Origin of the sequence: Acinetobacter sp. MYb10 (assembly GCF_002980175.2) — a bacterium.
Classification (GTDB): domain Bacteria; phylum Pseudomonadota; class Gammaproteobacteria; order Pseudomonadales; family Moraxellaceae; genus Acinetobacter; species Acinetobacter guillouiae.
Genome location: NZ_CP058272.1, coordinates 2,984,184 through 3,008,444, shown reverse-complemented (window position 1 = coordinate 3,008,444; position 24,261 = coordinate 2,984,184). Strand labels below are relative to the sequence as shown.

At 38.6% G+C, this 24,261-nt stretch carries 24 protein-coding genes; 17 read left to right on the top strand and 7 right to left on the bottom strand.

The features are described from left to right. The first annotated feature begins 110 nt into the window (after positions 1-110). The gene (locus CQZ96_RS14050; RefSeq protein ID WP_105714178.1) at positions 111-1,274 is read left to right on the top strand and encodes a tetratricopeptide repeat protein; all 1,164 of its coding nucleotides are present in this window, start codon (positions 111-113) and stop codon (positions 1,272-1,274) included. Positions 1,275-1,446: 172 nt separating this feature from the next. Beyond that, positions 1,447-3,324 (top strand): LTA synthase family protein, encoded by a 1,878-nt coding sequence (locus CQZ96_RS14045; RefSeq protein ID WP_105714177.1) that lies wholly within the window; start codon positions 1,447-1,449, stop codon positions 3,322-3,324. Positions 3,325-3,350: 26 nt separating this feature from the next. On the opposite strand, the gene CQZ96_RS14040 is transcribed toward CQZ96_RS14045, so the two are convergent. The 4 genes from CQZ96_RS14040 to rph form a co-directional block, all read right to left on the bottom strand. Beyond that, the gene (locus CQZ96_RS14040) at positions 3,351-3,503 is read right to left on the bottom strand and encodes a hypothetical protein (protein WP_166782862.1); all 153 of its coding nucleotides are present in this window, start codon (positions 3,501-3,503) and stop codon (positions 3,351-3,353) included. Between the two features lie 248 nt (positions 3,504-3,751). Then, the gene (locus CQZ96_RS14035) at positions 3,752-5,932 is read right to left on the bottom strand and encodes a phosphocholine-specific phospholipase C (protein WP_105714176.1); all 2,181 of its coding nucleotides are present in this window, start codon (positions 5,930-5,932) and stop codon (positions 3,752-3,754) included. Positions 5,933-5,952: 20 nt separating this feature from the next. Further along, positions 5,953-6,081, bottom strand: coding sequence for a hypothetical protein (locus CQZ96_RS21820; protein WP_004723525.1), 129 nt, complete (start codon positions 6,079-6,081; stop codon positions 5,953-5,955). Between the two features lie 219 nt (positions 6,082-6,300). After that, on the bottom strand, positions 6,301-7,017 hold the full coding sequence (gene rph, locus CQZ96_RS14030; protein ID WP_004723527.1) for a ribonuclease PH: 717 nt from the start codon (positions 7,015-7,017) through the stop codon (positions 6,301-6,303). Positions 7,018-7,174: 157 nt separating this feature from the next. On the opposite strand from rph, the gene CQZ96_RS14025 reads away from it, so the two are divergent. Next, on the top strand, positions 7,175-7,735 hold the full coding sequence (locus CQZ96_RS14025; protein ID WP_146113220.1) for an immunity 26/phosphotriesterase HocA family protein: 561 nt from the start codon (positions 7,175-7,177) through the stop codon (positions 7,733-7,735). Positions 7,736-8,065: 330 nt separating this feature from the next. Here the strand turns inward: CQZ96_RS14025 and CQZ96_RS14020 are convergent, their stop codons facing one another. After that, complete coding sequence (locus tag CQZ96_RS14020; RefSeq protein WP_105714174.1) at positions 8,066-9,205, bottom strand: acyl-CoA desaturase; 1,140 nt, start codon at positions 9,203-9,205, stop codon at positions 8,066-8,068. A 119-nt stretch (positions 9,206-9,324) separates the two neighbouring features. Then, on the bottom strand, positions 9,325-10,347 hold the full coding sequence (locus tag CQZ96_RS14015) for a ferredoxin reductase (protein ID WP_105714173.1): 1,023 nt from the start codon (positions 10,345-10,347) through the stop codon (positions 9,325-9,327). Positions 10,348-10,521: 174 nt separating this feature from the next. Between CQZ96_RS14015 and CQZ96_RS14010 the strand changes: the two genes are divergently transcribed. Continuing rightward, a complete protein-coding gene (locus CQZ96_RS14010; protein WP_004723531.1) occupies positions 10,522-11,166 on the top strand; it encodes a TetR family transcriptional regulator in 645 nt (214 codons plus the stop codon). A gap of 71 nt (positions 11,167-11,237) precedes the next feature. Here CQZ96_RS14010 and CQZ96_RS14005 read toward each other — a convergent pair whose 3' ends face one another. After that, on the bottom strand, positions 11,238-11,855 hold the full coding sequence (locus CQZ96_RS14005) for a thiol:disulfide interchange protein DsbA/DsbL (RefSeq protein ID WP_004723532.1): 618 nt from the start codon (positions 11,853-11,855) through the stop codon (positions 11,238-11,240). 229 nt (positions 11,856-12,084) lie between these two features. On the opposite strand from CQZ96_RS14005, the gene ubiG reads away from it, so the two are divergent. The 13 genes from ubiG to CQZ96_RS13940 all read left to right on the top strand — a co-directional run bounded on the left by ubiG (position 12,085) and on the right by CQZ96_RS13940 (position 23,505). Continuing rightward, positions 12,085-12,798, top strand: a complete 714-nt coding sequence (ubiG, locus tag CQZ96_RS14000) for a bifunctional 2-polyprenyl-6-hydroxyphenol methylase/3-demethylubiquinol 3-O-methyltransferase UbiG (protein ID WP_004723533.1) — start codon at positions 12,085-12,087, stop codon at positions 12,796-12,798. Further along, positions 12,795-13,469, top strand: a complete 675-nt coding sequence (locus CQZ96_RS13995) for an HAD family hydrolase (protein ID WP_166782866.1) — start codon at positions 12,795-12,797, stop codon at positions 13,467-13,469. Before ubiG ends, CQZ96_RS13995 begins: the two co-directional genes overlap by 4 nt. Positions 13,470-13,730: 261 nt before the next feature. Then, positions 13,731-14,477 carry a YciK family oxidoreductase gene (locus CQZ96_RS13990; protein ID WP_004723535.1) on the top strand — a complete coding sequence of 249 codons (747 nt, stop codon included), beginning with the start codon at positions 13,731-13,733 and terminating at the stop codon, positions 14,475-14,477. A 215-nt stretch (positions 14,478-14,692) separates the two neighbouring features. After that, the gene (locus CQZ96_RS13985) at positions 14,693-14,848 is read left to right on the top strand and encodes a hypothetical protein (RefSeq protein WP_004723536.1); all 156 of its coding nucleotides are present in this window, start codon (positions 14,693-14,695) and stop codon (positions 14,846-14,848) included. Positions 14,849-15,129: 281 nt separating this feature from the next. Next, the gene (locus CQZ96_RS13980; protein WP_004723537.1) at positions 15,130-15,531 is read left to right on the top strand and encodes an RcnB family protein; all 402 of its coding nucleotides are present in this window, start codon (positions 15,130-15,132) and stop codon (positions 15,529-15,531) included. A gap of 206 nt (positions 15,532-15,737) precedes the next feature. After that, positions 15,738-16,034, top strand: a complete 297-nt coding sequence (locus CQZ96_RS13975) for an RcnB family protein (RefSeq protein ID WP_004723538.1) — start codon at positions 15,738-15,740, stop codon at positions 16,032-16,034. Positions 16,035-16,227: 193 nt separating this feature from the next. Then, positions 16,228-16,590 (top strand): RcnB family protein, encoded by a 363-nt coding sequence (locus CQZ96_RS13970; RefSeq protein WP_105714171.1) that lies wholly within the window; start codon positions 16,228-16,230, stop codon positions 16,588-16,590. Between the two features lie 420 nt (positions 16,591-17,010). Next, positions 17,011-18,366: an amino-acid N-acetyltransferase gene (argA, locus tag CQZ96_RS13965; protein WP_034618293.1), complete on the top strand. Its 1,356-nt coding sequence runs from the start codon at positions 17,011-17,013 to the stop codon at positions 18,364-18,366. Between the two features lie 335 nt (positions 18,367-18,701). Beyond that, positions 18,702-19,661 (top strand): sulfonate ABC transporter substrate-binding protein, encoded by a 960-nt coding sequence (locus CQZ96_RS13960; protein ID WP_105714170.1) that lies wholly within the window; start codon positions 18,702-18,704, stop codon positions 19,659-19,661. Positions 19,662-19,755: 94 nt separating this feature from the next. Further along, complete coding sequence (locus CQZ96_RS13955) at positions 19,756-20,688, top strand: sulfonate ABC transporter substrate-binding protein (RefSeq protein ID WP_085942780.1); 933 nt, start codon at positions 19,756-19,758, stop codon at positions 20,686-20,688. A gap of 22 nt (positions 20,689-20,710) precedes the next feature. Further along, complete coding sequence (gene ssuD / locus CQZ96_RS13950) at positions 20,711-21,880, top strand: FMNH2-dependent alkanesulfonate monooxygenase (protein ID WP_004723543.1); 1,170 nt, start codon at positions 20,711-20,713, stop codon at positions 21,878-21,880. Further along, positions 21,877-22,698 carry an aliphatic sulfonate ABC transporter permease SsuC gene (gene ssuC / locus CQZ96_RS13945; protein WP_004723544.1) on the top strand — a complete coding sequence of 274 codons (822 nt, stop codon included), beginning with the start codon at positions 21,877-21,879 and terminating at the stop codon, positions 22,696-22,698. The genes ssuD and ssuC overlap by 4 nt, the downstream gene beginning before the upstream one ends. A 9-nt stretch (positions 22,699-22,707) precedes the next feature. Beyond that, positions 22,708-23,505 carry an ATP-binding cassette domain-containing protein gene (locus tag CQZ96_RS13940; protein WP_105714168.1) on the top strand — a complete coding sequence of 266 codons (798 nt, stop codon included), beginning with the start codon at positions 22,708-22,710 and terminating at the stop codon, positions 23,503-23,505. Positions 23,506-24,261: the final 756 nt, after the last annotated feature.

Below are 24,261 nucleotides of genomic sequence, written 5' to 3'. Positions count from 1 at the left end.
CTTTTTTTATTACAAAATAAAACGATGAGTCAATAAATAATCAGCTAATTTTATGCAAAAGATCTTCTAAATAACAATCAAATTATGTGCACCAACAAAAGAGATAAACAATGAAAAAACATATTTTATATTCATCACTATTCGCATCCATTATTCCGATCTTGAGCCATGCAGACACCGTCAATGTGCATGTGTTAAGTGCAACAGTGAAAGATCAAAATATTGCCAATGCGGAAGTGATTTTGCAAAAAAATGGTGAGCGCTCTGCCTCAAGTTCTACCAATACAAGCGGCCGAGCCGCAGTCAATAGTAATACTATAGACAGTTCAGATAATTTACTGATTATCAAAAAATCAGGTTATTCAACACTGGTTGCAAAATGTCCATGTGATGGTATGACCTACGCCTTAAGTCCTGTACTCAAAGATCTCAACAGTATGCGAATTGTACTGAATTGGGGGCAAAACCCTTTAGATCTCGATTCACACTTAAGTTATAAAAATCAGCATGTATATTGGGACAGTAAACAAGGTTTGGCTGCAAATCTGGATGTGGATGACACCGACTCTTATGGTCCTGAAACCGTCACTATCGATAAACGTTTAGAAGGTCAATATTATGTGTATTCAGTACATGACTATTCTGATCGCACTCAACCAACTACGGCCAACTTATCCAATAGCCAAGCCAAAGTCATGGTCTATGCAGGTGAATCACTGATTCGTTCTTATTATATTCCGACTGGTCAAACGGGTAATCTATGGACTGTATTCCGCATTAGCCCTGAAGGTGAAATTCAAGACATCAATCGTATTTCAGGAACCACAGTTAACGCAAGCCAAGTGGGTTCAACAGTATCAAATTATCAAAATCAAACCACTCGGGTAAATATCGTTCCTGTCTCAGCAGATGCGCAAAAACGAGCCAAGACACTTAATTTAAGTGCGGATAAAGCCTATCAAAACAACCAGATTGAACAAGCTGCAATGCTCTATCAACAGTCTATCGACTACAATCCAAATGTTGGCCAGACCTATAGTAATCTTGCTGTTGCTTATCAAAAGCTCAATCGTTCCTCAGAAGCTTTATGGGCAAATCAAAAAGCCATTGCTTTGGCAACCAATAACAATACCAAAGCTTATTCTCACTATAATATGGGTAAAATCTATGAAAATAATCAAGATTATGCCCAAGCTAAGCAACATTACCAATTGGCCAATCAATACAAACCAAGCGCGACTTATGATGAAGCGATACAACGTGTAAGCCAGTAAAAAAAATTGCCCAAAGGATATCTACATTCTTTGGGCAACGTTGATGCTTTAGTTTGCTATTTTTTATTGATTAGTTTTAATTTTGCTTACAAAACAAGCAGTTTTTACATAGAAAAGCCGTCTGAATAAGCCTATAATCTTTGGCTTCCAATACATTCCTGTAATTAGGCCAATGAAGACTTTGAAACAACAAGTTTTGTTTTTACTTGTCGCTTTTTTATCTGTATTTGCTTTTTTCTTATATCAAGAAGATATCACGCGTTTCTTTCAATTACGTGACATCTATCTAAAACCACGTCTGTATAAATATGGCTTTTCAATTCTCTTAAACTACGCCTTTATTAGTTTATTTTATTTAATCCTAAGAAAAACCTTTGCGACCATTTTACTTAGTCAATTTATTATTTTTTTACTGAGCTTTATCAATATCAAGAAAGAGCAATATCTTTCTGCAAGTTTAGTTCCTAGTGATTTTTTATTATTTAAAGAAACCTTTATCGCCTCTCCAATCATGCTCAAAATTGCAGTCTTTGCAGCAATTGTGGTGTTTATTGGACTATTTGTATTTCTCTATAAAAAAGAAAAATTAGGGACGAAGCCTCTTCTCCTGACAAACAGCATTTTATCTTTTGCCATCCTTGGTTTCTTTATCACTGCGAATTTTAAAAATAATTTTAGTGAAGCTTGTGCCAATGCAGCAAAAAATTCAATTTGCCAATATGCAAAATATCTACCCAATACCCGTGGTGACTGGATTGGTGATCATCTAACCATTAAATACTTAGGTTTTTCGACCTTCTTCTTTTCCAAAACCGTAGATGGCTTAAACAATAAAATTTTCCAAACACAAGTTATTCCTGAAGAAAAAGTTGCTGCTTTTTATCAACCGATGGCGGTTGAACATGATGAAGAATCTACAGCGAATCTAGCATCAGATGATCCGTCACAACAAAAACAATTGCCAAATATCGTTTTTGTGATGAGCGAGTCGCATTGGGATGCCAGAAAATTAGACAAAAGCATTCCACCTAACATCACCCCAACGATTAATAAAAATCAGGTTTCTAGCTTATTGTCTCCAAGTTTTGGTGGAGGAACTGCTAACGTTGAGTTTGAAGTGTTAACCAGTCTAAATACCTATTTAAATCATAATGAACTGGCTTATGTATCAAAATTAAAACGTCCAACTTATTCATTACCAATGTATTTGAATACATTGGGTTATGAAACAACTGCAATGCATAACAACGGCAAATATTTTTATAACCGTAGCGCAGTTTATCAAAATCTAGGTTTTAACCGTTTTACTTCAATTGAAAATATGATCAACATGGCTGACCGCGCCAAATATATCAATGCTGCGGGTTGGGCTACTGATGATTTGATTTATAACAGCATTGAAAATCAGCTTAAAAATACGGATAAACCGCAATTTATCTATGCGATCAGTGTTGAAAATCATCCAATGTACAGTGATGATCGCTTTGGTAAAGACCATTTTAAAATCACCAAAGATGGTGTGAGTGAGAACAGTAAACGCGCGCTGAATACTTATTTAACGGGTATGCAACGTGCTGACGATAAATTTAAAACCCTGATTGAGCATGTTAAACAGCTTGATCGCCCAACAATTGTGATTTTCTTTGGTGACCATTTACCCAACTTACAAAGCGTTTACGATGAGTATGGCTTCTTTAAATCAGCGCAAGAAAAAGCTGAGAAAAAAGATGTTCGCTTCTTTGAAACACCACTTGCAGTTTGGGCAAATTTCCCGATTGATCAAAAGCAATTTAAAGGGCCTTTTGTGGCGGCACATTTCTTAGCACCCAAAGTATTAGAAGCTGCGCATATTCCCCTTTCACCTTACTATGCTTTTGTAAATAAGGTGGGTTCTTGTTATAGCACTGTTCATCAAACAGGGACGCAAACGCAAAAATCTTGTGAATTTGATCAAACAGAGATTCTACAACAGTATAAAGACATGAATATGGATGTGCTAAATGGTAAGAATTTCACTTATCAGATGTTAAAATCAAAAGCTGAAAGCTAGTCCTATCCAAATGATCAAGAAGGTTCTCAAGAGTCTTCTTGATCATGCTGCTGTTCAGCATGTTGTTGCGGTTCATTATTTTTTGCGTCAAATTCTTTGCTTTCGAAATCTTCACGGCGTGGATCTCCAGCCATCAATACAAAGGTAATCACTGCGAATAGAACAATGAGTATTTTCATAAGCCTGCCATTTGCTAAAGTTTGAAATATTCTAAATATCGGTTGATGAAAAGATTTGTAGAGTCTGTATACGAAACAAGGGATTTCAGCTGATTTATGTATCTATTGACGTAAATAGATGATTGGAATCTTAATCATGTAAGTTTGCGCAAATTATGTGGCCTTCTATCAACTAAAAATCTTCTATCAACTAAAAATAAGGTGCAATTCGCACCTTATTTAAATCATAAAAATTCAGCTATTTAAAATTAAGATTCTATAAATCCCATATAAGGGTCAGAAAATGAGTCTTTACCCGTTTCAATACGCCCAGCAAAACGGCGTTTAAAGGTGCTATCACCCTCTATTGTTACAGTAAAATCATACCAACCACCGAAATCAGACATATTCCAATTCAACTCCTTTTCTGTAGAAGCCGTTTCGATATTCCATGTCTTATTGGGTAGATAAGCATTGGCTTTTACTGTCAATTTTGCTGTTTTCGCAGCGTCATTACGAACTTTTAAATAGAGTTTAGGATCACACTCTTCAACACATACACGCACTTCTGGCAATGCATCTATTTGTGCAGACTTGACTAAATCTCCTGCAAAGCCACGATGGAAGCCATTTGGACCCAATACCCATAAATCATATAGTCCATTTGAAGCGTTCCATACATCGTCCAATTGCTTGCCTGCTTCAACCATATAACGACGAGGAATCGCGTCTAAATTCAATTTGTCATAAACATGGAAAACTGCGGCGTGTGTTCCGGTATTAGAGAACATTAACTTCACCGTTTTTGTTGCCACATCAACTTTCGCACTACTATGTAAAATATAAGGCAATGCCCGAGACAATCGTGTTCCTAACTCTTGAACAGGATAGACCTGACTTAAAGGACGGGAAACCGGCGGCAATAGCGCTTGCGCATTACGAATCGCATCTGCATCATTCTTGGTTTTTTTACCCATCAAGTCCGAAATAGCTGTGGTATTTGGATTTTTAAAGTCAAAAGCTGTTGTTAAATCACCACATACAGCACGGCGATATGGACTAATATTCGGTTCTTGCACGCCAAAACGTTGCTCTAAGAAACGAATAACAGACGAATGATCAAAAACCTGTGAATTTACCCAACCACCACGGCTCCAGGGAGAAATCACATACATGGGTACGCGTATTCCTGGACCATAAACCCCCACACCATTGCTGACTTTAGGATCAGTAAAGTTAGGTTGTCCTGCTGAAGCTTTGGGGTGCGTGGCGTATTCATATGAGATTTGTTCATCACTCAAGGTGGTTTTACCTTGCATCACACCTGAAGCATCTTTTGAAGGTGCGCTTGGTGATGGAACGTGGTCAAAAAAGCCATCATTTTCATCAAAGTTGACCAATAAAACCGTTTGACTCCAAATCGCAGGGTTTTCCGTTAAAGCATTTAAAACTTCCTGAATGTACCAAGCACCTTGTACAGGGCTTGATGGTCCTGGATGCTCACTATAGGCTGCAGGTGCAACCATCCAGCTGACTTGAGGTAATTGACCTTTGGCAATATCATCTTTAAATGAAGCGAGAAATCCGCCATCAGGCATCGTATTGGCAATCCCTTTATACAACGGTTGTATTGCATCAATGGCAGGATCATAAGCAGGACACGTGCTGTCATTGTTTACAGGTTTACCTGATAATTCATTGGCACGGCGATATTGTTTAAAGCCAGCCAAAGGATTGTCGGTAAAGTTATCGGGCATATTTTGATAAACTTTCCACGTCACACCCGCTTGTTGTAGGCGCTCAGGATAGGTTGTCCAATCATAGCCTGTGCTTGATGCACCAATACTGTCCAAGTCATTGACGACACTGGCAACACCCGCAGCTTTCGGACCATTTGAACCTGTCCATAAGAACATACGATTCGAATTGGTTCCAGTATGCATTGCACAATGATATGCATCACACAGGGTAAAGGCGTTGGCAAGTGAGAACTGAAATTCAACTTCTTTTTGTTTGTAATATCCCATAGATTGGGGTTGTTTATACTGTACCCAATTGCCCATACGGCCATGGTTCCAAGCAAATTGTCCATCTGTCCATGAGTGTGGCGTACCACTAACACGTTGTGCATTACCGCGAGTACTGTCTAAATGATAGGGAAAGATTTTATTCTTATCTTTATCGTATTGTTCCCAAATCTTACGGTTGTCGGATAGCGGAATGGTAAAACGATCACCAAATCCACGAACTCCTTTTAACGTTCCAAAATAATTATCAAACGAGCGATTTTCTTGCGTCAAAATGATGACATGTTTTACATCTTTAATCGTGCCTGTTTCGACTTTGGCGTCAATGGCTAAAGCTTTTTGGATGCTGGCTGGAAAGCTGGCTAAAGCGGCTGTACCAAATATTGTTTTTGTTGAATTGACTAAAAAATCACGACGGTTCATCTCTATTTCCTTATTTTTTATTATGGTGCGCAATGTACTTTACACGCAGCGGGTGGCTGTGGATTCGTCGTTGAGCTTTCATTATCATCATTACAAGCACTGAGTAAGACACTCAGACTGGTCACTAAAATCAGCAAAAAATTTTGCATTGTCCTATCCATGAAATAAAGGTAGGGATAGTCAATACAACTGCTATGACGCTAGAGTGAAGTTTTTATGGCAGTTTGATGAATACTTTTTAAAAAATTATGAATATCAAATATTTGTTTTAATTTATAAATAACCGAATTAGGTTAAAATCATTTTATGCAATAAAAAACGCATCCGAAGATGCGTTTTGTTTATAAAAATATATCAATATTTTCGAATTACCAACCAAGCGCTTCTTGTTGTTTTTTTACCAATTCCTGAATACCTTTTTCAGCCATTTCAAGCATTGCATTGGATTGAGCGCGTGTAAATGGTTTTTCTTCTGCAGTCCCTTGAATTTCAATAAACTCACCTGCTTGAGTCATCACCACATTCAAGTCAGTTTGACAGTTAGAATCTTCTTCATAGCAAAGATCAAGCAATACTTCATCTTGATACATGCCGACAGAAATCGCAGCAACAAGCCCTTTTAATGGATCATGCTTAATTTTCTTTTTCTCAAGAAGTACATTCATAGCATCAATTAATGCAACCGCAGCACCCGTAATTGCAGCAGTACGTGTACCACCATCTGCCTGAATCACATCGCAGTCGATGGTAATGGTGTTTTCACCCAATTTTTTCAAATCCACCATTGCACGTAAGCTACGACCAATCAAACGTTGAATTTCTTGAGTACGACCAGATTGCTTACCGCGAGCAGCTTCACGGTCGCTACGTGTATGGGTAGAACGTGGCAACATACCGTATTCTGCAGTCACCCAGCCTTGGCCCTGACCTTTTAGGAAACGTGGCACTGAATTGTCAATACTTGCAGTACACAGCACTTTTGTATGACCAAATTCAACCAATACTGAACCTTCCGCATAACGGGTGTAGTTACGGGTAATTTTAACTTCACGTAATTGATCTAATGCACGTTGGTCGATACGCATAGCTTGTCCTTATGGGATTCAAAAAATATTGCGACTTATTATAACAGATCCAAGAGAGATGGTTTTGTTACAAGATGGTGGTTTTTGAAATTGGGTGATTTAACTATCAACTTTGGGATCATTCGAATATAAATCGACGACTAAAAGAACTTTACTTTTGGACCAAGTAATAAACGATGATAAATTTAATACATTCAAAAATTATTTAGCTATTTGGAACTATATATTGATGGTAAATCAAAAAAGGCGTAGACGTATAAAAGAAGGTGATGTATTTGGAATTGAATTAGATGATTCTTTGTATGGCTATGGTGTAGTTTTAAACTCGATACTGATGGGATTCTATGAACTAAAAACAAAAAACTTAGAACAAGATCTAAACCGTATTGTTTCTCAAAAAATCTTATTTAAAGTTTGTGTAATGAAGTATGCATTTAAGTCAAAAAAATGGAATTTCATTGATAATTACGCTGTTAGTGATGAATTAAAGGAGCAAGTTTATTTTTTTAAGCAAGATCCCTTTGATAAAAGTATTTCCGTGTATTTTGAAAAAGATAAAGATTGCTTTGAATTCCCCGCAACATATGAAGAGGTGAAAGATTTCGAACGTGCAGCAGTATGGGACCCTGAACATGTAGAGGATAGATTACGAGACTACTTTAATGGTGTTCCTAATGTATGGGTCGAGCAATTACGACTTAAACCTATTGTTTCCTAATAGATTTTAAGCATAACTCTGCAAAAGAAAAGGTATAATAAAACGATGTTTGAAAGACAATGACTTGTTGATGCTTAAATTTCGTATAAGGAAATATGTTTATTAAATACCTTAAAAATATTCTCAAACTTACATAACTTAGCTTATACAAAAAATTAAAAATCACCGAATTTAAACTTCACTTTAAAAGCAATAGAAGAACCTTATCTAACTCAATAAGGTTCTTCTAACAACAATTGAGAAGCTATTTTCAACAGCTATTGCACCAGTTGAATGAAGCGAGATAAACACCTTAGCAACACCAATGCTTACACATCGCAAAAACTTTGTTTAAGCAAAAATACCCTTCAACTTTTGTAAAGACTGAGTAATGGTTGCTGTCAGACTATTTGGCAAAGAGCATTTGGCTAAACGCACCCATACACTGCCAAATTGTTTCAGGAAATCTGCTTCATTATAATTGATACCATATTCTGCACATAAAGCTCTAATTTTTGGAGCAGCTTCTGAATAACGATTGGCTGGCATATCAGGGAACAAATGATGTTCAATCTGATGACTTAAATTCCCACTCAAAATATGCAACCACTCTGTTCCAGTAAAGTTACTAGAACCACGAATCTGACGTAAATACCACTCAGCACGGGTTTCATTTTCCACATTGTCAGCTTCAAAAGTCTCTGCATCTTCAGTGAAATGACCATTAAAAATCACCGCTGAAGACCACAAACTGCGGATCACATTGGCAATGGCATTCCCAGCTAAAACAGGTAAAGCATTGGGTCCTGCAATCACAGGAAAAAACACATAATCTTTTAAAATTTGACGGCGAGCTTTTTTACGAAATTTTGCCGCATCTGCCCAGACCTGCTTCCAGGTTTTTGTTTTATAGATCAGTGCATCTTCCAAATGTAGATTTTGTAAGCCAACATACCATTCAAAAAACACCATCAATTGAATCGCTAAAGGGATGTTAAACAAAAAGCGCGGTTCCCATTTTTGTGATTCACTAACGCGGAGTAAACCATAACCCACATCATGATCCTTACCCACAATATTGGTATAGGTGTGATGCACATAATTATGTGTATATTTCCAATCATCACCTGTTGCCATGGTATCCCAGTCGTAGTTTGCACCATTCAAACTTGGGTCATTTAACCAATCGAATTGACCATGCATAACATTATGACCCAGCTCCATATTTTCCACGATTTTGGAAATCCCCAACAATCCCGTGCCCACCACCCAAACAGGTGGAATCCATCCACCAAACATCAACATAGCACGTGAAGCAATTTCACTATAACGAACAAAATTACGGATTTTATAAATATACTTGGCGTCTTGTTCACCTAAACTGTCCATGATTTCACGACGGATTTCATCAACACGGCGACCAAATTCTGCGGTTTGTTCTGGGTTTAAATGTTTCGACTTACTGTTTGGAAAAGTAACTGACATATTCATTGTCTTGCTCCTCAGCGCTTCATTTTTAGAAGCCTTAGCTGAATTTTGGGTACAACTTCCTACGCCTAGGTTCAACAGACCGAGAAGTTGTTTAAATTTATTGAAATGATTGTTTTAATTTACAGATTAATAACCACTGGGCTTATCGCTTGGCTGATACACAATTTGATCTGTGTATTGGAAGCATGGTCAATTTCACCTGTCAGCATATTTTTGGTCGAACCACTCACTTTGGTACAGGTACAGGTATTACAAATCCCCATACGACAACCATGAGTTGGCTTTAATCCCGCTTGTTCAGCACTTTCAAGTAGGTTTGATTTCGCAGCAAACTCTTGTTGTGAGCGTAAAAAAACAATCGGTTGTGCTTCTAGGCTTTCATCTACCGCAATCTGGAAATACTCTTGTTTCAAACGATCTGCGATATTCAAATCTTGAAAAATTTGATTGATGCTTTGCATCATTGCACTTGCACCACACGCATAGCTTTGACGCTGCTTAAAATCAGGAACCAAACTTTCCAATAACTCGACAGTTAAATGCTGCTTTTGCTGAGCGGTGTGAATATAGTGATAATTCAACAACGCATGTTGCTGATAAAGCTGTTCTAGATCTGTATGAAAAGCCTCATCACGACTAAAATAAATTAAATCAATTGGACGATTTGAATCTTTAAGTGCTTCAAGCAATAAAGAATGGATTGCGGTAATTCCACTGCCTGACGCAATCAATAACAATGGTGACGCGTCTTGAGCTAAAACAAAATCACCCTGAGCTTGTGACAGTTCAACAATGCGACCAAAAGCCATCTGGCTCAGTGCATTGGAGACTTTACCCTGCTGTTTTACAGCAATGATCATATCGCCATTATTCAAAAATTTAACCACAGAATAACTACGTTGTTGACGCACACCCGCAATTTCAACAGTGACAAGAACAGATTGTCCCGCTTTAAACTGCTGATGCTTAAAATTACGATTTGGACGTAATTGAATTTGATAAAAATCAGGGCTTAATGCACGAGTTTTAATAATCGTGGCTTTTACCTTTTTCCAAGCCCAAACAGGATTGATTTTTTCAGCGATAAAATCGACAAAATCCTCACGAACCCATTCTGGCTGATACTGCATATAGCTACTCATGTGACGTTCCTCTTTGTGCTTGCTATTTATTGAGTGAACAAACGTTCTTTTAGTGAACATATGTACACTATAATCATTTTTTAAATTCAGTCAACACCTGTACACTGACATTCGTCGTTTAATTTGTTTTTATTTTTGATAGACTCATCACAACAAAAATCTTTGGATACCAGAATGTCGATACGCGATGAACGAAAACAGCAAAGCCGTCAGGCTTTACTTGATGCTGCTTTAACCTTAAGCACATCGGGTCGTTCATTTTCGAGTATCAGTTTGCGAGAAGTTGCCCGTGAAGTTGGTTTGGTTCCGACAGCGTTTTATCGCCATTTCCAAGATATGGATGAGTTGGGCAAAGAGCTGGTGGATCAAGTTGCGCTTTATTTAAAAAATGTCCTACATCAATTAGGCAAAGGCCTAGCGCATCCTGAAGCGAAAACCAAAACCAGCATGGCGCTGTTTTTTGAGGCTGTAGACAGCAGTTCGCAACAATGGATTTTTATGATTGCGGAACGTTGGGGTGGTTCAGAAGTGGTGCGTAAAGCCATCGCCCGTGAAATTGACTTCCTAAACGATGACCTTGCCAACGCGTTAAAGAAGTTTGAAGTTATCGCAAATTTTCATGATGAAAATGATTTAAAAGTGATCACCAATATTTTGATTAATTTATCTTTTACTTGGGCAATGTCATGGATCAACTTATCTCGCCAATACTCTGGCATAGAACTTGAGTTACAAAAAATGGTGCTTAAAAAACAATCGGTGACGCAAATCCGCTTAATTTTTAAAGGCATCGAAAATTGGGACCGAGATAAAGCTTAATTTATCTCCCCCCTTATCACTAACAATAAAAAAACCCGCAATTCAATTGCGGGTTTTAAAAACAGCAAAGCTTATTTGGCTTTACGTTCTTTATTGATCAGATAGTCAACAACTTGCGTCACTTTACCATCTTCACCTTGAACCACATATTTACCATTTACCACAACAGCAGGCACCCCTGAAAGCTGGTACTGTTGTGCCAATTGATTTGATTCAGCAATTTTTGCAGTGATCGCAAAAGAACTATACATACTGTTAAATTTCGCCTCAGGCACACCGTACTGAGTAAAGAATTTAGCAAAAGCATCTTTTTGTAGAACTTGCTGATTACCTGCATGATTGGTATGGAATAAAGGCAAATGCGTACGTTTACGTACACCCAATGCTTCACTCACATAATATGCACGAGCACCTTGTTCCCATAATGGATTCATTGCTGCAGGTGTACGGATAAAGTTAACATCTTTAGGGATCTTCTTTAACCACGCTTGCATATGCGGTTCTAATGTAAAGCAGTGAGGGCATCCATACCAAAAAAACTCACGTACTTCAATTTTACCAGGAACTGAAACTTTTCCTGGGTTTTGCACCACGGTATAATCTTTACCTGCAACAAAATCGGCAGCCATGGCATTTACAGAAAACGCCATCACCATGGCAGTCATGCCACCTAAAATAAATTTTTTCATTGACTTTATTGTCCTCGTAGTCATCTCGTATAGCTTATGCATTCACTATAAAACAAATATGGGAAAATCGTTTTCCTTCTGTGAAGTTTTTTACACGATTCATCGCTTTTTCTGGATTTATGGTTACACTAGGGTCTGTTGATATTTCATAAATAGACGAAGTGTTAACAAACACTAGCATAACTGAACTTAATTTTTGATTAAAACAATTTACTTAGAGGTGCCCGGCATGTCGCAACTTAATGTTGATCCACAGGAAATTGCTAAATTTGAAGCACTTGCTGCTTTATGGTGGGATCAACACTCTGAGTTCAGACCTTTACATCAAATCAATCCACTGCGTTTAAACTGGGTTGATGAACATGCCAATGGTCTTACAGGCAAAAAGATTCTTGATGTGGGCTGTGGCGGCGGGATTTTGGCTGAAAGTATGGCGCGTCGTGGTGCCGATGTTTTAGGTATCGATATGGGGGCAGCGCCATTGAATGTGGCTCGCTTACACGCTGAACAAGAAAATGTTCAAAATATTGAATATCGCCAGGTTCCTGTGGAACAACTCGCAGAAGAACAAGCAGGACAATACGATATTGTTACATGTATGGAAATGCTAGAACATGTTCCTGACCCAGCATCCATCATCCAAGCGTGTCAAAAGTTAGTTAAACCAAATGGTCATGTGTTTTTCTCAACAATTAACCGTAATCCTAAGTCTTATTTATTCGCAATTATTGGTGCGGAATATGTATTACGTTTATTGAAAAAAGGCACCCATGATTATCATAAATTTATTAAACCGTCTGAACTTGCAGATGACATTCGTAACTCAGGTTTAAAACTTAAAGATATGACTGGCTTACACTACAACCCACTCACAAAGCATTACTGGCTTGCGCCCAATGTTGATGTGAATTACATGGTTTATACTGTGAATGAAGGTGTTTGATGCAAGCTGTTCTTTTTGATTTAGACGGAACACTGATTGATACGGCTGCGGATTTTATCCGTATTATTCAAAATATGTGTCGAGAAGAAGGACGCGCAGTGGTTGATGCGGATTTGATCCGCACTCAGGTTTCTGAGGGTGCACGCGCAATGGTAAAACTGGTTTATCCAGAGCTTGAAGTAGATGATCCAGTCTTTCTGGCACATCGCCAACGCTTTTTAGATCAGTATGGTGATGACATTGCTGTAGACACAGACCTGTTTGCTGGTATGTATCCACTTTTGGCAGAGTTAGAAAGCCAACAGATCCCTTGGGGTATTGTGACCAATAAACCACGTTGGTTAAGTGAATCATTATTGAACGCATTGAACCTCACACAACGTTGCGCTGTTCTGGTCTGTCCTGAAGATGTCGCTCAGACCAAACCAGATCCTGAGCCAATGTATCTGGCGGCAAAGCAAATTGAGATTGCACCTGAACAATGTATTTATGTGGGTGATCATCCGCGCGATATTGATGCAGGACGTAATGCGCAAATGTATACAATCCTCGCAGCATATGGTTATTTACCATTACAGTACAAAGATGATTTAAATGCTTGGCAAGCCGACTGTATCGTAGAGAATGTCGATGAATTACATCAAGTTATTCGAAAACTTGTGAATAGTTAAAGTTCAAGAAAATCATTCAATTTACCCAACAACATGATAAATAACACTGAAACATCTTGAATATGATGTTTCAATGTTTTTATATAGAAGATAGCTCTGTTGGCACTTCGGCTCGCTTTACGAGAAGCAGTTCTTTTCCAACAGTGCAAAGTAAGACATATAAAATTTAATCATTCTAAATGATGAGAAACATTGTTTGATTGGGTAACGACATTGCGTCCAAAGCCTAAATGACATCATAACAACTATAGGAGGTCTCCCATGAAGTATTCAGAATATCAACCTCGCCCAGATTTATTGAAGGATAAAATTATCCTTATTACGGGTGCGGGAGACGGTATTGGACGTGCAGCTGCGCTCAGCTACGCCTTACACGGCGCAACAGTCGTGTTACATGGTCGCACGCTCAATAAACTTGAAGTCATTTATGATGAAATTGAATCACTTGGTGCCCCGCAACCTGCCATTCTTCCTTTGCAGCTTTCTACTGCCTCTTCACGTGACTATGAACTGCTTGTCGATACTCTAGAGCAACAATTTGGCCGCTTAGATGGTATTTTGCATAATGCCGGAATCTTAGGAGAGCGTGTTGAGTTGGCACATTATCCAGAAGAGGTTTGGGATGATGTGATGGCGGTGAATTTACGTGCACCCTTTGTGCTCACCCAAGAATTACTACCTTTACTGGAAAAATCAGAAAATGCATCAGTCGTTTTTGCCAGCTCTGGTGTAGGACGTGAAGCACGTGCGCAATGGGGCGCTTACTCGGTTTCAAAGATTGCGATTGAAGCGGTCAGTAAAATATTTGCCAAAGAAAATACTTATCCAAATATTCGATATAATTGTATCAACCCAGGTGGGACCCGTACCGCTATGCGTGCCAAAGCTTATCCTGATGAAGATCCAAAGGTTTTACCATCACCTGAAGCCATCATGCCTGCTTATCTCTACCTCATGGGAGATGATAGCCTTGCGTTGAATGGTGAGAGTATCGACGCACAAGATTAGGGTCTGTTTCTCCGCGCTTTTCGAAGCGTGGAGAAAATCATAAGAGATACTGTCATTTAAAATATTGATCACAGAGTCAAAATAAAAATTTAATAAAAGCCCACATCAAAATCGCTTTACCCAATAAAAACTATAACTTTATTCAGTTTCTTAAATCATAATGCTTCCTCTATAGTGTTACTCAAGTTAAGCAGATCAATTTGAGGCGTTTTTTTATGAAAGATTTAAAACATAAAGTAGAGATGATTCGTTCTATCGAACAATTACAGCTTCCAAATCAGTTTATTCAGGCCTTAGATGATGCTCATCAAGCCAAAGAGATGATCAAAGCAATCAATTATTTAAAGGAGATGAATCAGCAGTGGTATTAATCATTCAGGCTCAATTTATAGTGGGGTCATCTCTCTAAGCCTGCATACAAGTTTATTTTCATAAATATTTACATTTTTTAGTCACACATTCCGCTTAAAAAAATTTGCTGCGATGCATTACAGCTCAAAGCTTTGCAATAACTCTTTTCACTTTTACAGAAATATGTTTTTATTATGTCTGTCATTTTAAATGAAAAACTGAACTTTCTTCACAGTTTCTCTGCAATTTAGCAGTACAGTAGTGAGGTCAAAATAAACATATTGAATAAGCGAGGACGATTATGAAAAAGATTTTAGCGATCATCGCCATCTCTTTATCAACGCTGTTGACGGCTCAGATCAGCAGTGCAGGTCCTCATTTTGACAATGACAATGGTTTTGATCGTGGCAAAAGCGAACGTGGAGATCGTGGACGCAATCATCGTGATCGTGGTAATGATGATGACAACATTCAAGAACAACGTCGTGAACGTGAAGAACGTGGTGTAAAACGTTTGCAACAGCACAAATGGCAAATGGGTTATGTAATGCCACAACATTATCGTGGTAATAGTTACAAAGTTGATTATAAAGATGAAAATCTTCCAAAGCCTTCACGTAATCAACAATGGTATAAGATCAACAATGACTATATCTTGGTCGACTCAGACAATAATAATATTGTGAATATCCGAGGGATGTAGTTTTTAAATATTTTGGTTTCATAGGCTCAAACACCTTTTTGTTTGAGCTTTTTTTTGTCTAAATTTCATCATTCCAATCTGTTTTTAAAAAATTCCATAAATCTCCATAAAATTGACAATTAGATGATATTTCTCCATTTTTTATCTTAACTTAAAGTGTAATTTGAATAATCGGATAAAGCATCTGTCTGAAAAGGTCGATTCAAATGAGAAAAGTTCTAAGCGCAATCACACTATCACTCAGTGCCTTAGTTGCTACTTCAGCAATGGCTGACTGGGATCATGGTCAAAATCATCGCCCTGTTGCATCACATGAAAAATTTGAATGGCGAGAAGGTGTAATTTTACCTGATCGTTATCATGACAATCGCTATTATGTGAATGATTATCGTGCATACAAAAACCTGCATCAACCGGCTAAATTTGAACGCTGGTATAAAGTAGATGGTCGTTATGTACTGGTTAATGAACGCAACCACCATATTATCCGTGTGATTCGATAATATCCAAACTACGATATTTACAGCCCAAATTCTTTTTTGGGCTTTTTTATTTATGAAAAGAAAAACCTCAATGGGTCTCTTCATCAAGTCTTCATACATTTCACAATTCACCTAAATCTTGCTCACCGTTTATCTCAAATTATTGAGTAATTTAATTACATCAAAGGACAAAAGTTCAATTCAGGTGAATCAAATGAAAAATATCTTAACGACACTGGCTTTATCGATGAGTGCGCTGATTGCAACGTCTGCGATGGCTGCACCGCATGATTATCATCGAAATGATCACAATCGCTATCAACAAAGCCATTGGGATCATAAACATGACAATCGTTGGAATAACAACAACCATTATGACAACCGAGTAAATTCGAGTCAGCGCTGGCGCTCAGGGCAATACTTCCCGACTCAATTCAATTCTTCGCGTTATCATGTCAATTATAAAAACTACCGCCAGTTACCTAAACCTGGAAGATATCAGCAATGGTATAAAGTAAATGGTGATTATGTGCTGGTAAATGAGCGAAATAATCGTATTATTCGTGTGATTGGTTAATGTCGATATTTTAACTTTTAAACCCAACTCAGCTTGGGTTTTTTCATATTTTGAGAATATGATTAAAATCTAATTGATTGGGCAAATAAATAAACTACATACTTTCATTTATATCTCCATAGTTTCTCTATATTTTACGATTAGATTGAATCTGAACTGGTTAATTATTGAGTTAGTTAGGAAAGACAAATATCCTCATTAAATTGTTCAAAATGAAAAGATTAACTTGTGTAATTTCAATGAACAGTAATCCTTAAAATATTTGGTTTTTAACTCAATAATCCAATGTGAATCGCAACACGCATATGACCCTTTTGCACTCGTCCTCCCACGTTCGAGTGCTTTTTTTATTTTGACTATTATTCTTGCACTATTTTTGTTTAGAATCGCTGTATCGCAATCATCAATACTGAGATAGGCATGCAAACCGACAGTTTAGAAACAATACAAAGCACAACGCAAGAATACGTGCATTGGTTTCGTCACTCTGCACCCTATATCAATGCCCATCGTGGTAAAACTTTTGTATTGATGTTTGGTGGTGAAGCTGTTGAACATGAAAATTTTCAGCATATTATTCATGATATTGCGCTACTGCATTCATTGGGCATACGACTCATTTTAGTCCACGGCGCTCGCCCGCAAATTACGGCCAACTTGCTTCACAATAAAATTCAAAGCCCGATCCATATCAACCGTCGTGTCACCACACGTGAATCACTGCCTTGTGTTATGAGTGCCGTTGGTTCGATTCGTCTACAAATCGAAGCTTTATTGTCTATGGGACTAGCCAATTCACCTATGTTTGGCGCACGCATTGATGTGGTCTCAGGTAATTTTGTCACAGCAAAGCCGTATGGCATTCGTGATGGTGTCGATTTCCAACTCACTGGCGAAGTTCGCACGATTGATACTGAAGCCATTCAAGGCCATTTAGGCAATCAAAATATTGTGTTACTTGGCCCTACAGGGTATTCCACCACAGGTGAAGTATTTAACTTACTTGCGGAAGAAGTTGCGACAAAAACGGCCATTCATATCAAAGCCGATAAATTGATTTTTTTAGGCAATCAACAGGGCTTAATGGATGAATACGGGCAATTGAGACGTGAAATTACCCCGCAACAACTCGATAAGCATATTGAAAAATACCAAGATTCAAATTTTGAAATCGCTTTGCATTTGCACAATGCAAAAGAAGCCTCACTAAAAGGCGTAAATCGCGTTCATCTGCTTTCCTATAGCGATGATGGTGCATTGATCAAAGAGCTCTTCACCCGTGATGGACATGGCACCATGATCACCGATGCCCATTATGAAGAAGTTCGTATGGCAAATATTGGTGATGTTGGCGGTTTGATTAATCTATTACGCCCTTTGGAAGATGAAGGTATTTTAGTCTATCGCTCACGCGAACGTTTAGAAAATGAAATCGAAAAGTTTGCCGTCATTGAACGAGATGGAACAATTCTCGCCTGTGCTGCGCTCTACCCGATTCCATCAACAGACAATGAAGTGCAATCGGCCGAAATTGCTTGTGTAGCCGTACACCCAAGCTATCGCAAATCTAATCGTGGTAGCCAAATTTTGCATTTCCTAGAAGAAAATGCACGTCAATTGGGTATTCAACAACTGTTTGTATTAACCACGCGAACCGCACACTGGTTCTTAGAGCATGGATTTGAACTGGCCAATGTTGATGATTTACCCGAAGCCCGACAAGCGCTGTATAACTATCAACGTAATTCGATGGTCTTTAAAAAATCAATTGCTTAAAATTGATGAATTTTTTTATTCTCTATCAATTATCACATTTGCTGCTAAGCTTATCGCTATAGATTCCATCAAGCAGAATATTTTCTTATTCTTGAGGGTGGAATCTATATATGGTGATTGAATAATACAAATAACATCATAATTTTCAAATTCTTATAACATTATATTTTTATAGAATATCCACTTTATATTTCTCATTTACAGCTAAGCTTAGCAGTTAATTATTTATCTGTTTTTTTCATTAGCAATCACTAAAAACTTATTTTTTTGAAAATACAAAGCCTTTTAAGCTGATGCTCATGCCTTTTTCTGACTTTATAGGAGCATCGTGACTCATGGCGAGCTTATTTCAACCTTCGTGGAAAAAAATCACCCTTATTAGTGCTAGCCTTGCCACCATCATGATGCTTACTGGATGCTCAAAACCACAAGAAACCACAACCTTAAATATCGGTTTTCAAAAATATGGGGTCTTGCCCATTATCAAAGCACGTGGCGACTTAGATAAAGCCCTAAAGGAAAAAGGGGTAAATGTGAAATGGGTTGAATTCCCTGCTGGTCCTCAACTCCTAGAAGGTTTAAATGTCGGTAGTGTGGCCTTTGGTGAATCTGGGGAAGCACCGCCTATTTTCGCCCAAGCTGCAAACTCAAATCTGGTCTATGTTGCCAATCAACCTGCTGCACCTTTGGCTGAAGCCTTAATTGTGCCGAAAGATTCAGCCATTCAATCAGTCCAAGATTTAAAAGGTAAGCGTGTAGTTTTGAATAAAGGTTCAAATGTACATTATCTTTTACTCAAAGTTTTAGAAGCAAATCATTTAAAACTTGATGATATTCAAGTGGTCTACCTACCACCAGCTGATGCACGTGCTGCCTTTGAAAAAGGTGCTGTAGATGCTTGGGTCATTTGGGATCCATTCTTTGCTGCTGCTGAAAAACAACTCAATGCCAAAGTCATTGCGACAGGTCAAAACTTGGTCAACAACCACCAATTCTATTTGGCTGATCGTAAGTTTGCTGAACAACATCCCGATGTTTTAAAAATTGTGGTCAATGAACTGAATACGACAACGCAGTGGGTGTCTCAACATCAAACCGATGCGGCAAAACTCTTAGAAAAACCGACAGGCTTACCGCTTGATATTTTGAATACCTCAATTTCTCGTATGGGTTTTGGTGTGACTCCAATTTCTAACGATGTGGTAAAGAAACAGCAAGCTGTCGCAGATGCTTTTTATCAACAAAAACTTATTCCCAATAAAATCAACATTCAAGCAGCTGTTTTAGCGAACTAATTTCGCCAACAGCGCCGTTAAAGAGGACATCAATATGACCCAGCAAATCGGACAACAAAACACAGCCTCATGGTTCAATGCAACGACTCATGCCATGACCACGATGTTGATCTGTAGCGCAATGCTGGGTTCAGCCTCTGTGTGGGCAATCGATCCAACGGTAAAAGAATTACGTATTGGCTTTCAAAAAAGTTCTATTAATTTTGCAATCGCCAAACAACAAAAGTTGTATGAGAAAGAATTCCCAAATGCCAAAATCACTTGGAATGAATTCCCTGCGGGTCCTCAAATTTTAGAAGCCCTTGCTGTAGGTTCTCTGGATGTTGGTGTCACTGGCGATACCCCACCAGTATATGCCCAAGCCGCGAATAAACCGCTGTACTACATTGCCTATGAAGCAGCCAAGCCGTTGGCTTCGGCAATTTTAGTGCCTAAAGATTCAAAAATCACCAAACTGAATGAGTTGAAAGGTAAACGTATTGCGTTACAGAAAGGCTCAAGTGCACATTATTTATTGGTACAAGCTGTCCGTAAAGCTGGTTTGCAATGGTCAGACATTCAACCGATTTGGTTAACCCCAGCTGATGCCCGTGCTGCATTTCAAAAAGGTGCTGTCGACGCTTGGGCGATTTGGGACCCATTCTTTGCTTCTGCTCAAGTTGAAGATCAAGCGCGTATCCTCGCCTCAGGGCAGGGTTTAAGTCCAAATTATACCTTCTATTTGGCATCGCCAGATTTTGTAAAGAAATATCCTCAAGCAGTTAAAGGCATTATCCAGCAAATTAATACTGCTGATAAATGGGTACAAGCCAATCGTGTCGCAACTGCACAAGCCATCGGGCAAAGTACTGGTTTAAAACCGAAAGTTAGTCAAACTTTTATTGAGCGACGTCCAAGACCTTCGGGTGCAGCACCGCTTTCAGCAAAAGTAATTGCAGATCAACAACAACTGGCCAATCGTTTTAGCGAACTCAAAATTATTCCAAACAGCATTGATATCAAACAAGCCGTTTGGACGGCGAAATAATATTTTTCTAAGGATGAATGAAATGAAAATCTTCTGGTTTATTCCTACTCACGGTGACAGTCGTTATTTAGGTACAAGCAAAGGTGCTCGCCAAGTTGACCATGCTTATATGAAACAAATTGCTGTAGCTGTGGATAATTTGGGCTATGAAGGTGTACTCATTCCCACGGGACGTTCATGTGAAGATCCATGGATTACTGCTGCGAGCCTGATTGATGCGACTAAAAATTTAAAATTCTTGGTTGCGTTACGTCCAGGTGTAACAACACCTGCACTCGCGGCACGTATGGCTGCAACTTTTGATCGTCTATCCAATGGACGGGTTTTGCTCAACCTCGTTACAGGTGGTGATGAGCAAGAATTGAAAGGTGATGGCGTATACGAAGACCACGCTTCACGTTATAAAACAGCAGCTGAATACACCACGATTTGGCGTGAAATTTTAAAACGTTCACATACAGGTGAATCATTTACCTTCCATGGCGAACGTTTAAGTGTAGATGATGCCAAGCTGCTTTATCCACCGATTCAAGCGCCTTACCCACCACTCTGGTTTGGGGGCTCTTCTGAAGATGCGATTGAATTGGCTGCTGAGCAAGTTGATACCTATTTGACTTGGGGCGAACCACCTGCTGCAGTCAAAGAAAAAATTGCAGTAGTGAAAGCGAAAGCCGATGCCAAAGGTCGTCAACTTAATTATGGTATTCGTTTACATGTCATTGTTCGTGAGACCAATGAACAAGCATGGCAAGCTGCCAATGAACTGATCCAATATGTAGATGATGCGACGATCGCCGCTGCACAGAAAAAATTTAAACAAATGGATTCCGTCGGTCAGCGCCGTATGGCTGAGCTACATAATGGTGATCGTAGTAAGCTTGAAGTATCACCAAATCTTTGGGCAGGAGTTGGACTCGTTCGTGGTGGTGCAGGTACGGCTTTGGTCGGTGATCCACAGACTGTTGCAGATCGTATTCAAGAATATGCAGATTTAGGCATCAATACCTTTATTTTCTCAGGCTACCCACATTTGGAAGAATCTATTCGCTTTGCTGAACTAGTATTCCCATTACTGCCGTTGGAAACACGCAAGAAACTCACGCAACCTAATTTGACTGGACCATTTGGCGAAATCGTTGCCAATAATTACACCCCTGAAGAAAATAAGAAACCATTACAGGAGCCTGCATGAATGCCTTAATTAACAATGCTGCTCCAGCCAAAAGTACTGCCGTTTCACGTGGAACGAAACAAATTGGGCAGCGTTTGCTGCCTTGGATTGTGCCGATTTTACTGATTGTCATTTGGCAAATTGCGTCTAAAACAGGATTGCTTGAAAGCCGTGTTTTACCTGCACCGACAGCGGTAGTCTCTGCGTTTTGGACACTTTTAGTCAGCGGTGAGCTTTGGCAGCACGTCAAAGTCAGTGCTGGTCGCGCGCTACTTGGCCTCTTAGTTGGTGGTGGGCTCGGTCTATTTTTGGGACTGCTTAATGGTTCATCAAAAGTTGCATCCAACTTATTGGATACCACCTTGCAAATGATCCGAAATATTCCAGCATTGGCGCTGATTCCATTGGTTATTTTATGGTTTGGAATTGATGAGTCTGCAAAACTCTTTTTAGTGGCTGTCGGTGTGTTTTTCCCGATCTACATCAATACCTATCATGGGATTCGTTCAGTTGATCCTCAATTGATAGAAATGGGAAAAAGCTATGGATTAAGCAGATGGCAATTGTATAAAGACATTATTTTACCGGGCGCAATGCCTTCAATTTTAGTGGGTTTACGCTTTTCACTGGGGTTGGTTTGGGTACTGCTGATTGTGGCAGAAACAATTTCTGCACAATCTGGAATTGGTTATATGACCATGAATGCGCGTGAATTTTTACAAACAGATATCGTGCTAGTGGGTATCTTGCTGTATGCCCTTTTAGGCAAACTTGCCGATGTATTTGCACAATTTTTAGAAAAATACCTATTGCGTTGGCACGCAGGTTATCAAAAATAGGAGTCTGATATGACCGATTTAAGCATTAGCCAATATGCCAATGACTTGGTGGCACCAACTGAGATTGTTGAAGAACAACAAGCAAAAATTGGTGCAGAAATTTCGATCGAACAACTGCATAAATATTATGGCGAAGTTAAAGTTCTTGAGGACTTAGATTTAAACATTGAAGCAGGTGAATTCGTTGCAATTGTGGGACGCAGCGGTTGTGGTAAAAGTACCCTACTGCGTTTAATTGCCGATTTAGAACAACCCAGTTATGGTGAAATCAAATTTAAATCTTTATTAAATTTCCGTGAAGGGATCATTGCAGATGATATTCGGGTGATGTTCCAAGATCCACGCTTATTGCCATGGAAAAGTATTCTAAAAAATGTGCAATTGGGTCTAGCCAAAAACCAATTTTCTAAAGCTGAGCAATTATTAGAAAAGGTTGGATTAAAGGAGAAATCTGGACTTTGGCCATCACAGCTTTCTGGTGGACAACGTCAACGAACGGCGCTTGCTCGTGCTTTGTCACATACACCACGAGTCTTATTACTGGATGAACCTTTAGGTGCTTTAGATGCATTGACGCGACTAGAAATGCAGAATTTAATTGAAAAGTTATGGTTAGAACAAGGCTTTACCACCATCCTTGTTACCCATGATGTCAGTGAAGCGGTTCAACTCGCCGATCGTATTATTCTTTTGGATAAAGGACATATTGCGCAACAGTTTCAAGTCGATTTACCACGTCCACGTCAAAAAGGTGTGGCATTTGCAGAACTTGAACAACAGGTACTTAGCGCTGTGCTTGCGACATGAACAGCAACAAAATACCCTTTTGTTGGCAACGCAAGGTATTGTCGGGCAGAATATTTTTGTCTTTACATATTAGGGTTTGCTGGCAATTCGTCTATGTTTGCGACTACGTGTATTTTTTAGTTGATACTAGGCGCGAAATACGAAATTTAGTCATTCTAAATGAGTAGTTCGTAACAACGTAGCGGCAAAAAACACACAAGTCCCGAAGGGTTGTGGCTAAAATTATCTCAGTCTTCGTTATGAAACTCGAAAATAGTCTCTCTATTCTCTTCGTTTCATGCCTTGCCTGCTCAATTTTAACCTACAACGCAAACCATTTATGAAATGCCAACAAACCCCAACCTTGCGGAACCATGTTGCTGATCTTGAATAATTAAATCGAATATTTAGTCGTTTTGATCGGATAGAAAATGTTCGCTGTCACAAATATGTTTAAGTTTTCAACTGTTTCTATTGATTAAAAATGAGCTGGGTATTTTAAAGCAAGTCAGTTTTCTTAAATGAAAATTAAATCATGCTATTTAAGATTATCTAATTTTTAAATTAACTCAAAAATTAACCTTATACTAAAAAATGTCACAAAATTTAAATATTAAGTCATAACTGACAGAATTTTAAAATAAGATTTGCTCCAGTTTAGTGCAAAATTAGATAATAGGGATCTACGATCGACTTAATAATAAAACTTCATCATTATTTATCAGAAATATACCAAAATAATGCTGCTTTCTGTGCACAAATCAAACATTTTACCGT

Coding starts and splice junctions, on each gene's coding strand:
- CQZ96_RS14050 (WP_105714178.1), top strand. CDS start 111: ATGAAAAAACATATTTTATATTCATCACTATTCGCATCCATTATTCCG.
- CQZ96_RS14045 (WP_105714177.1), top strand. CDS start 1,447: ATGAAGACTTTGAAACAACAAGTTTTGTTTTTACTTGTCGCTTTTTTA.
- CQZ96_RS14040 (WP_166782862.1), bottom strand. CDS start 3,503: ATGAAAATACTCATTGTTCTATTCGCAGTGATTACCTTTGTATTGATG.
- CQZ96_RS14035 (WP_105714176.1), bottom strand. CDS start 5,932: ATGAACCGTCGTGATTTTTTAGTCAATTCAACAAAAACAATATTTGGT.
- CQZ96_RS21820 (WP_004723525.1), bottom strand. CDS start 6,081: ATGCAAAATTTTTTGCTGATTTTAGTGACCAGTCTGAGTGTCTTACTC.
- rph (WP_004723527.1), bottom strand. CDS start 7,017: ATGCGTATCGACCAACGTGCATTAGATCAATTACGTGAAGTTAAAATT.
- CQZ96_RS14020 (WP_105714174.1), bottom strand. CDS start 9,205: ATGAATATGTCAGTTACTTTTCCAAACAGTAAGTCGAAACATTTAAAC.
- CQZ96_RS14015 (WP_105714173.1), bottom strand. CDS start 10,347: ATGAGTAGCTATATGCAGTATCAGCCAGAATGGGTTCGTGAGGATTTT.
- CQZ96_RS14010 (WP_004723531.1), top strand. CDS start 10,522: ATGTCGATACGCGATGAACGAAAACAGCAAAGCCGTCAGGCTTTACTT.
- CQZ96_RS14005 (WP_004723532.1), bottom strand. CDS start 11,855: ATGAAAAAATTTATTTTAGGTGGCATGACTGCCATGGTGATGGCGTTT.
- ubiG (WP_004723533.1), top strand. CDS start 12,085: ATGTCGCAACTTAATGTTGATCCACAGGAAATTGCTAAATTTGAAGCA.
- CQZ96_RS13990 (WP_004723535.1), top strand. CDS start 13,731: ATGAAGTATTCAGAATATCAACCTCGCCCAGATTTATTGAAGGATAAA.
- CQZ96_RS13985 (WP_004723536.1), top strand. CDS start 14,693: ATGAAAGATTTAAAACATAAAGTAGAGATGATTCGTTCTATCGAACAA.
- CQZ96_RS13980 (WP_004723537.1), top strand. CDS start 15,130: ATGAAAAAGATTTTAGCGATCATCGCCATCTCTTTATCAACGCTGTTG.
- CQZ96_RS13975 (WP_004723538.1), top strand. CDS start 15,738: ATGAGAAAAGTTCTAAGCGCAATCACACTATCACTCAGTGCCTTAGTT.
- CQZ96_RS13970 (WP_105714171.1), top strand. CDS start 16,228: ATGAAAAATATCTTAACGACACTGGCTTTATCGATGAGTGCGCTGATT.
- argA (WP_034618293.1), top strand. CDS start 17,011: ATGCAAACCGACAGTTTAGAAACAATACAAAGCACAACGCAAGAATAC.
- CQZ96_RS13960 (WP_105714170.1), top strand. CDS start 18,702: ATGGCGAGCTTATTTCAACCTTCGTGGAAAAAAATCACCCTTATTAGT.
- CQZ96_RS13955 (WP_085942780.1), top strand. CDS start 19,756: ATGACCACGATGTTGATCTGTAGCGCAATGCTGGGTTCAGCCTCTGTG.
- ssuD (WP_004723543.1), top strand. CDS start 20,711: ATGAAAATCTTCTGGTTTATTCCTACTCACGGTGACAGTCGTTATTTA.
- ssuC (WP_004723544.1), top strand. CDS start 21,877: ATGAATGCCTTAATTAACAATGCTGCTCCAGCCAAAAGTACTGCCGTT.
- CQZ96_RS13940 (WP_105714168.1), top strand. CDS start 22,708: ATGACCGATTTAAGCATTAGCCAATATGCCAATGACTTGGTGGCACCA.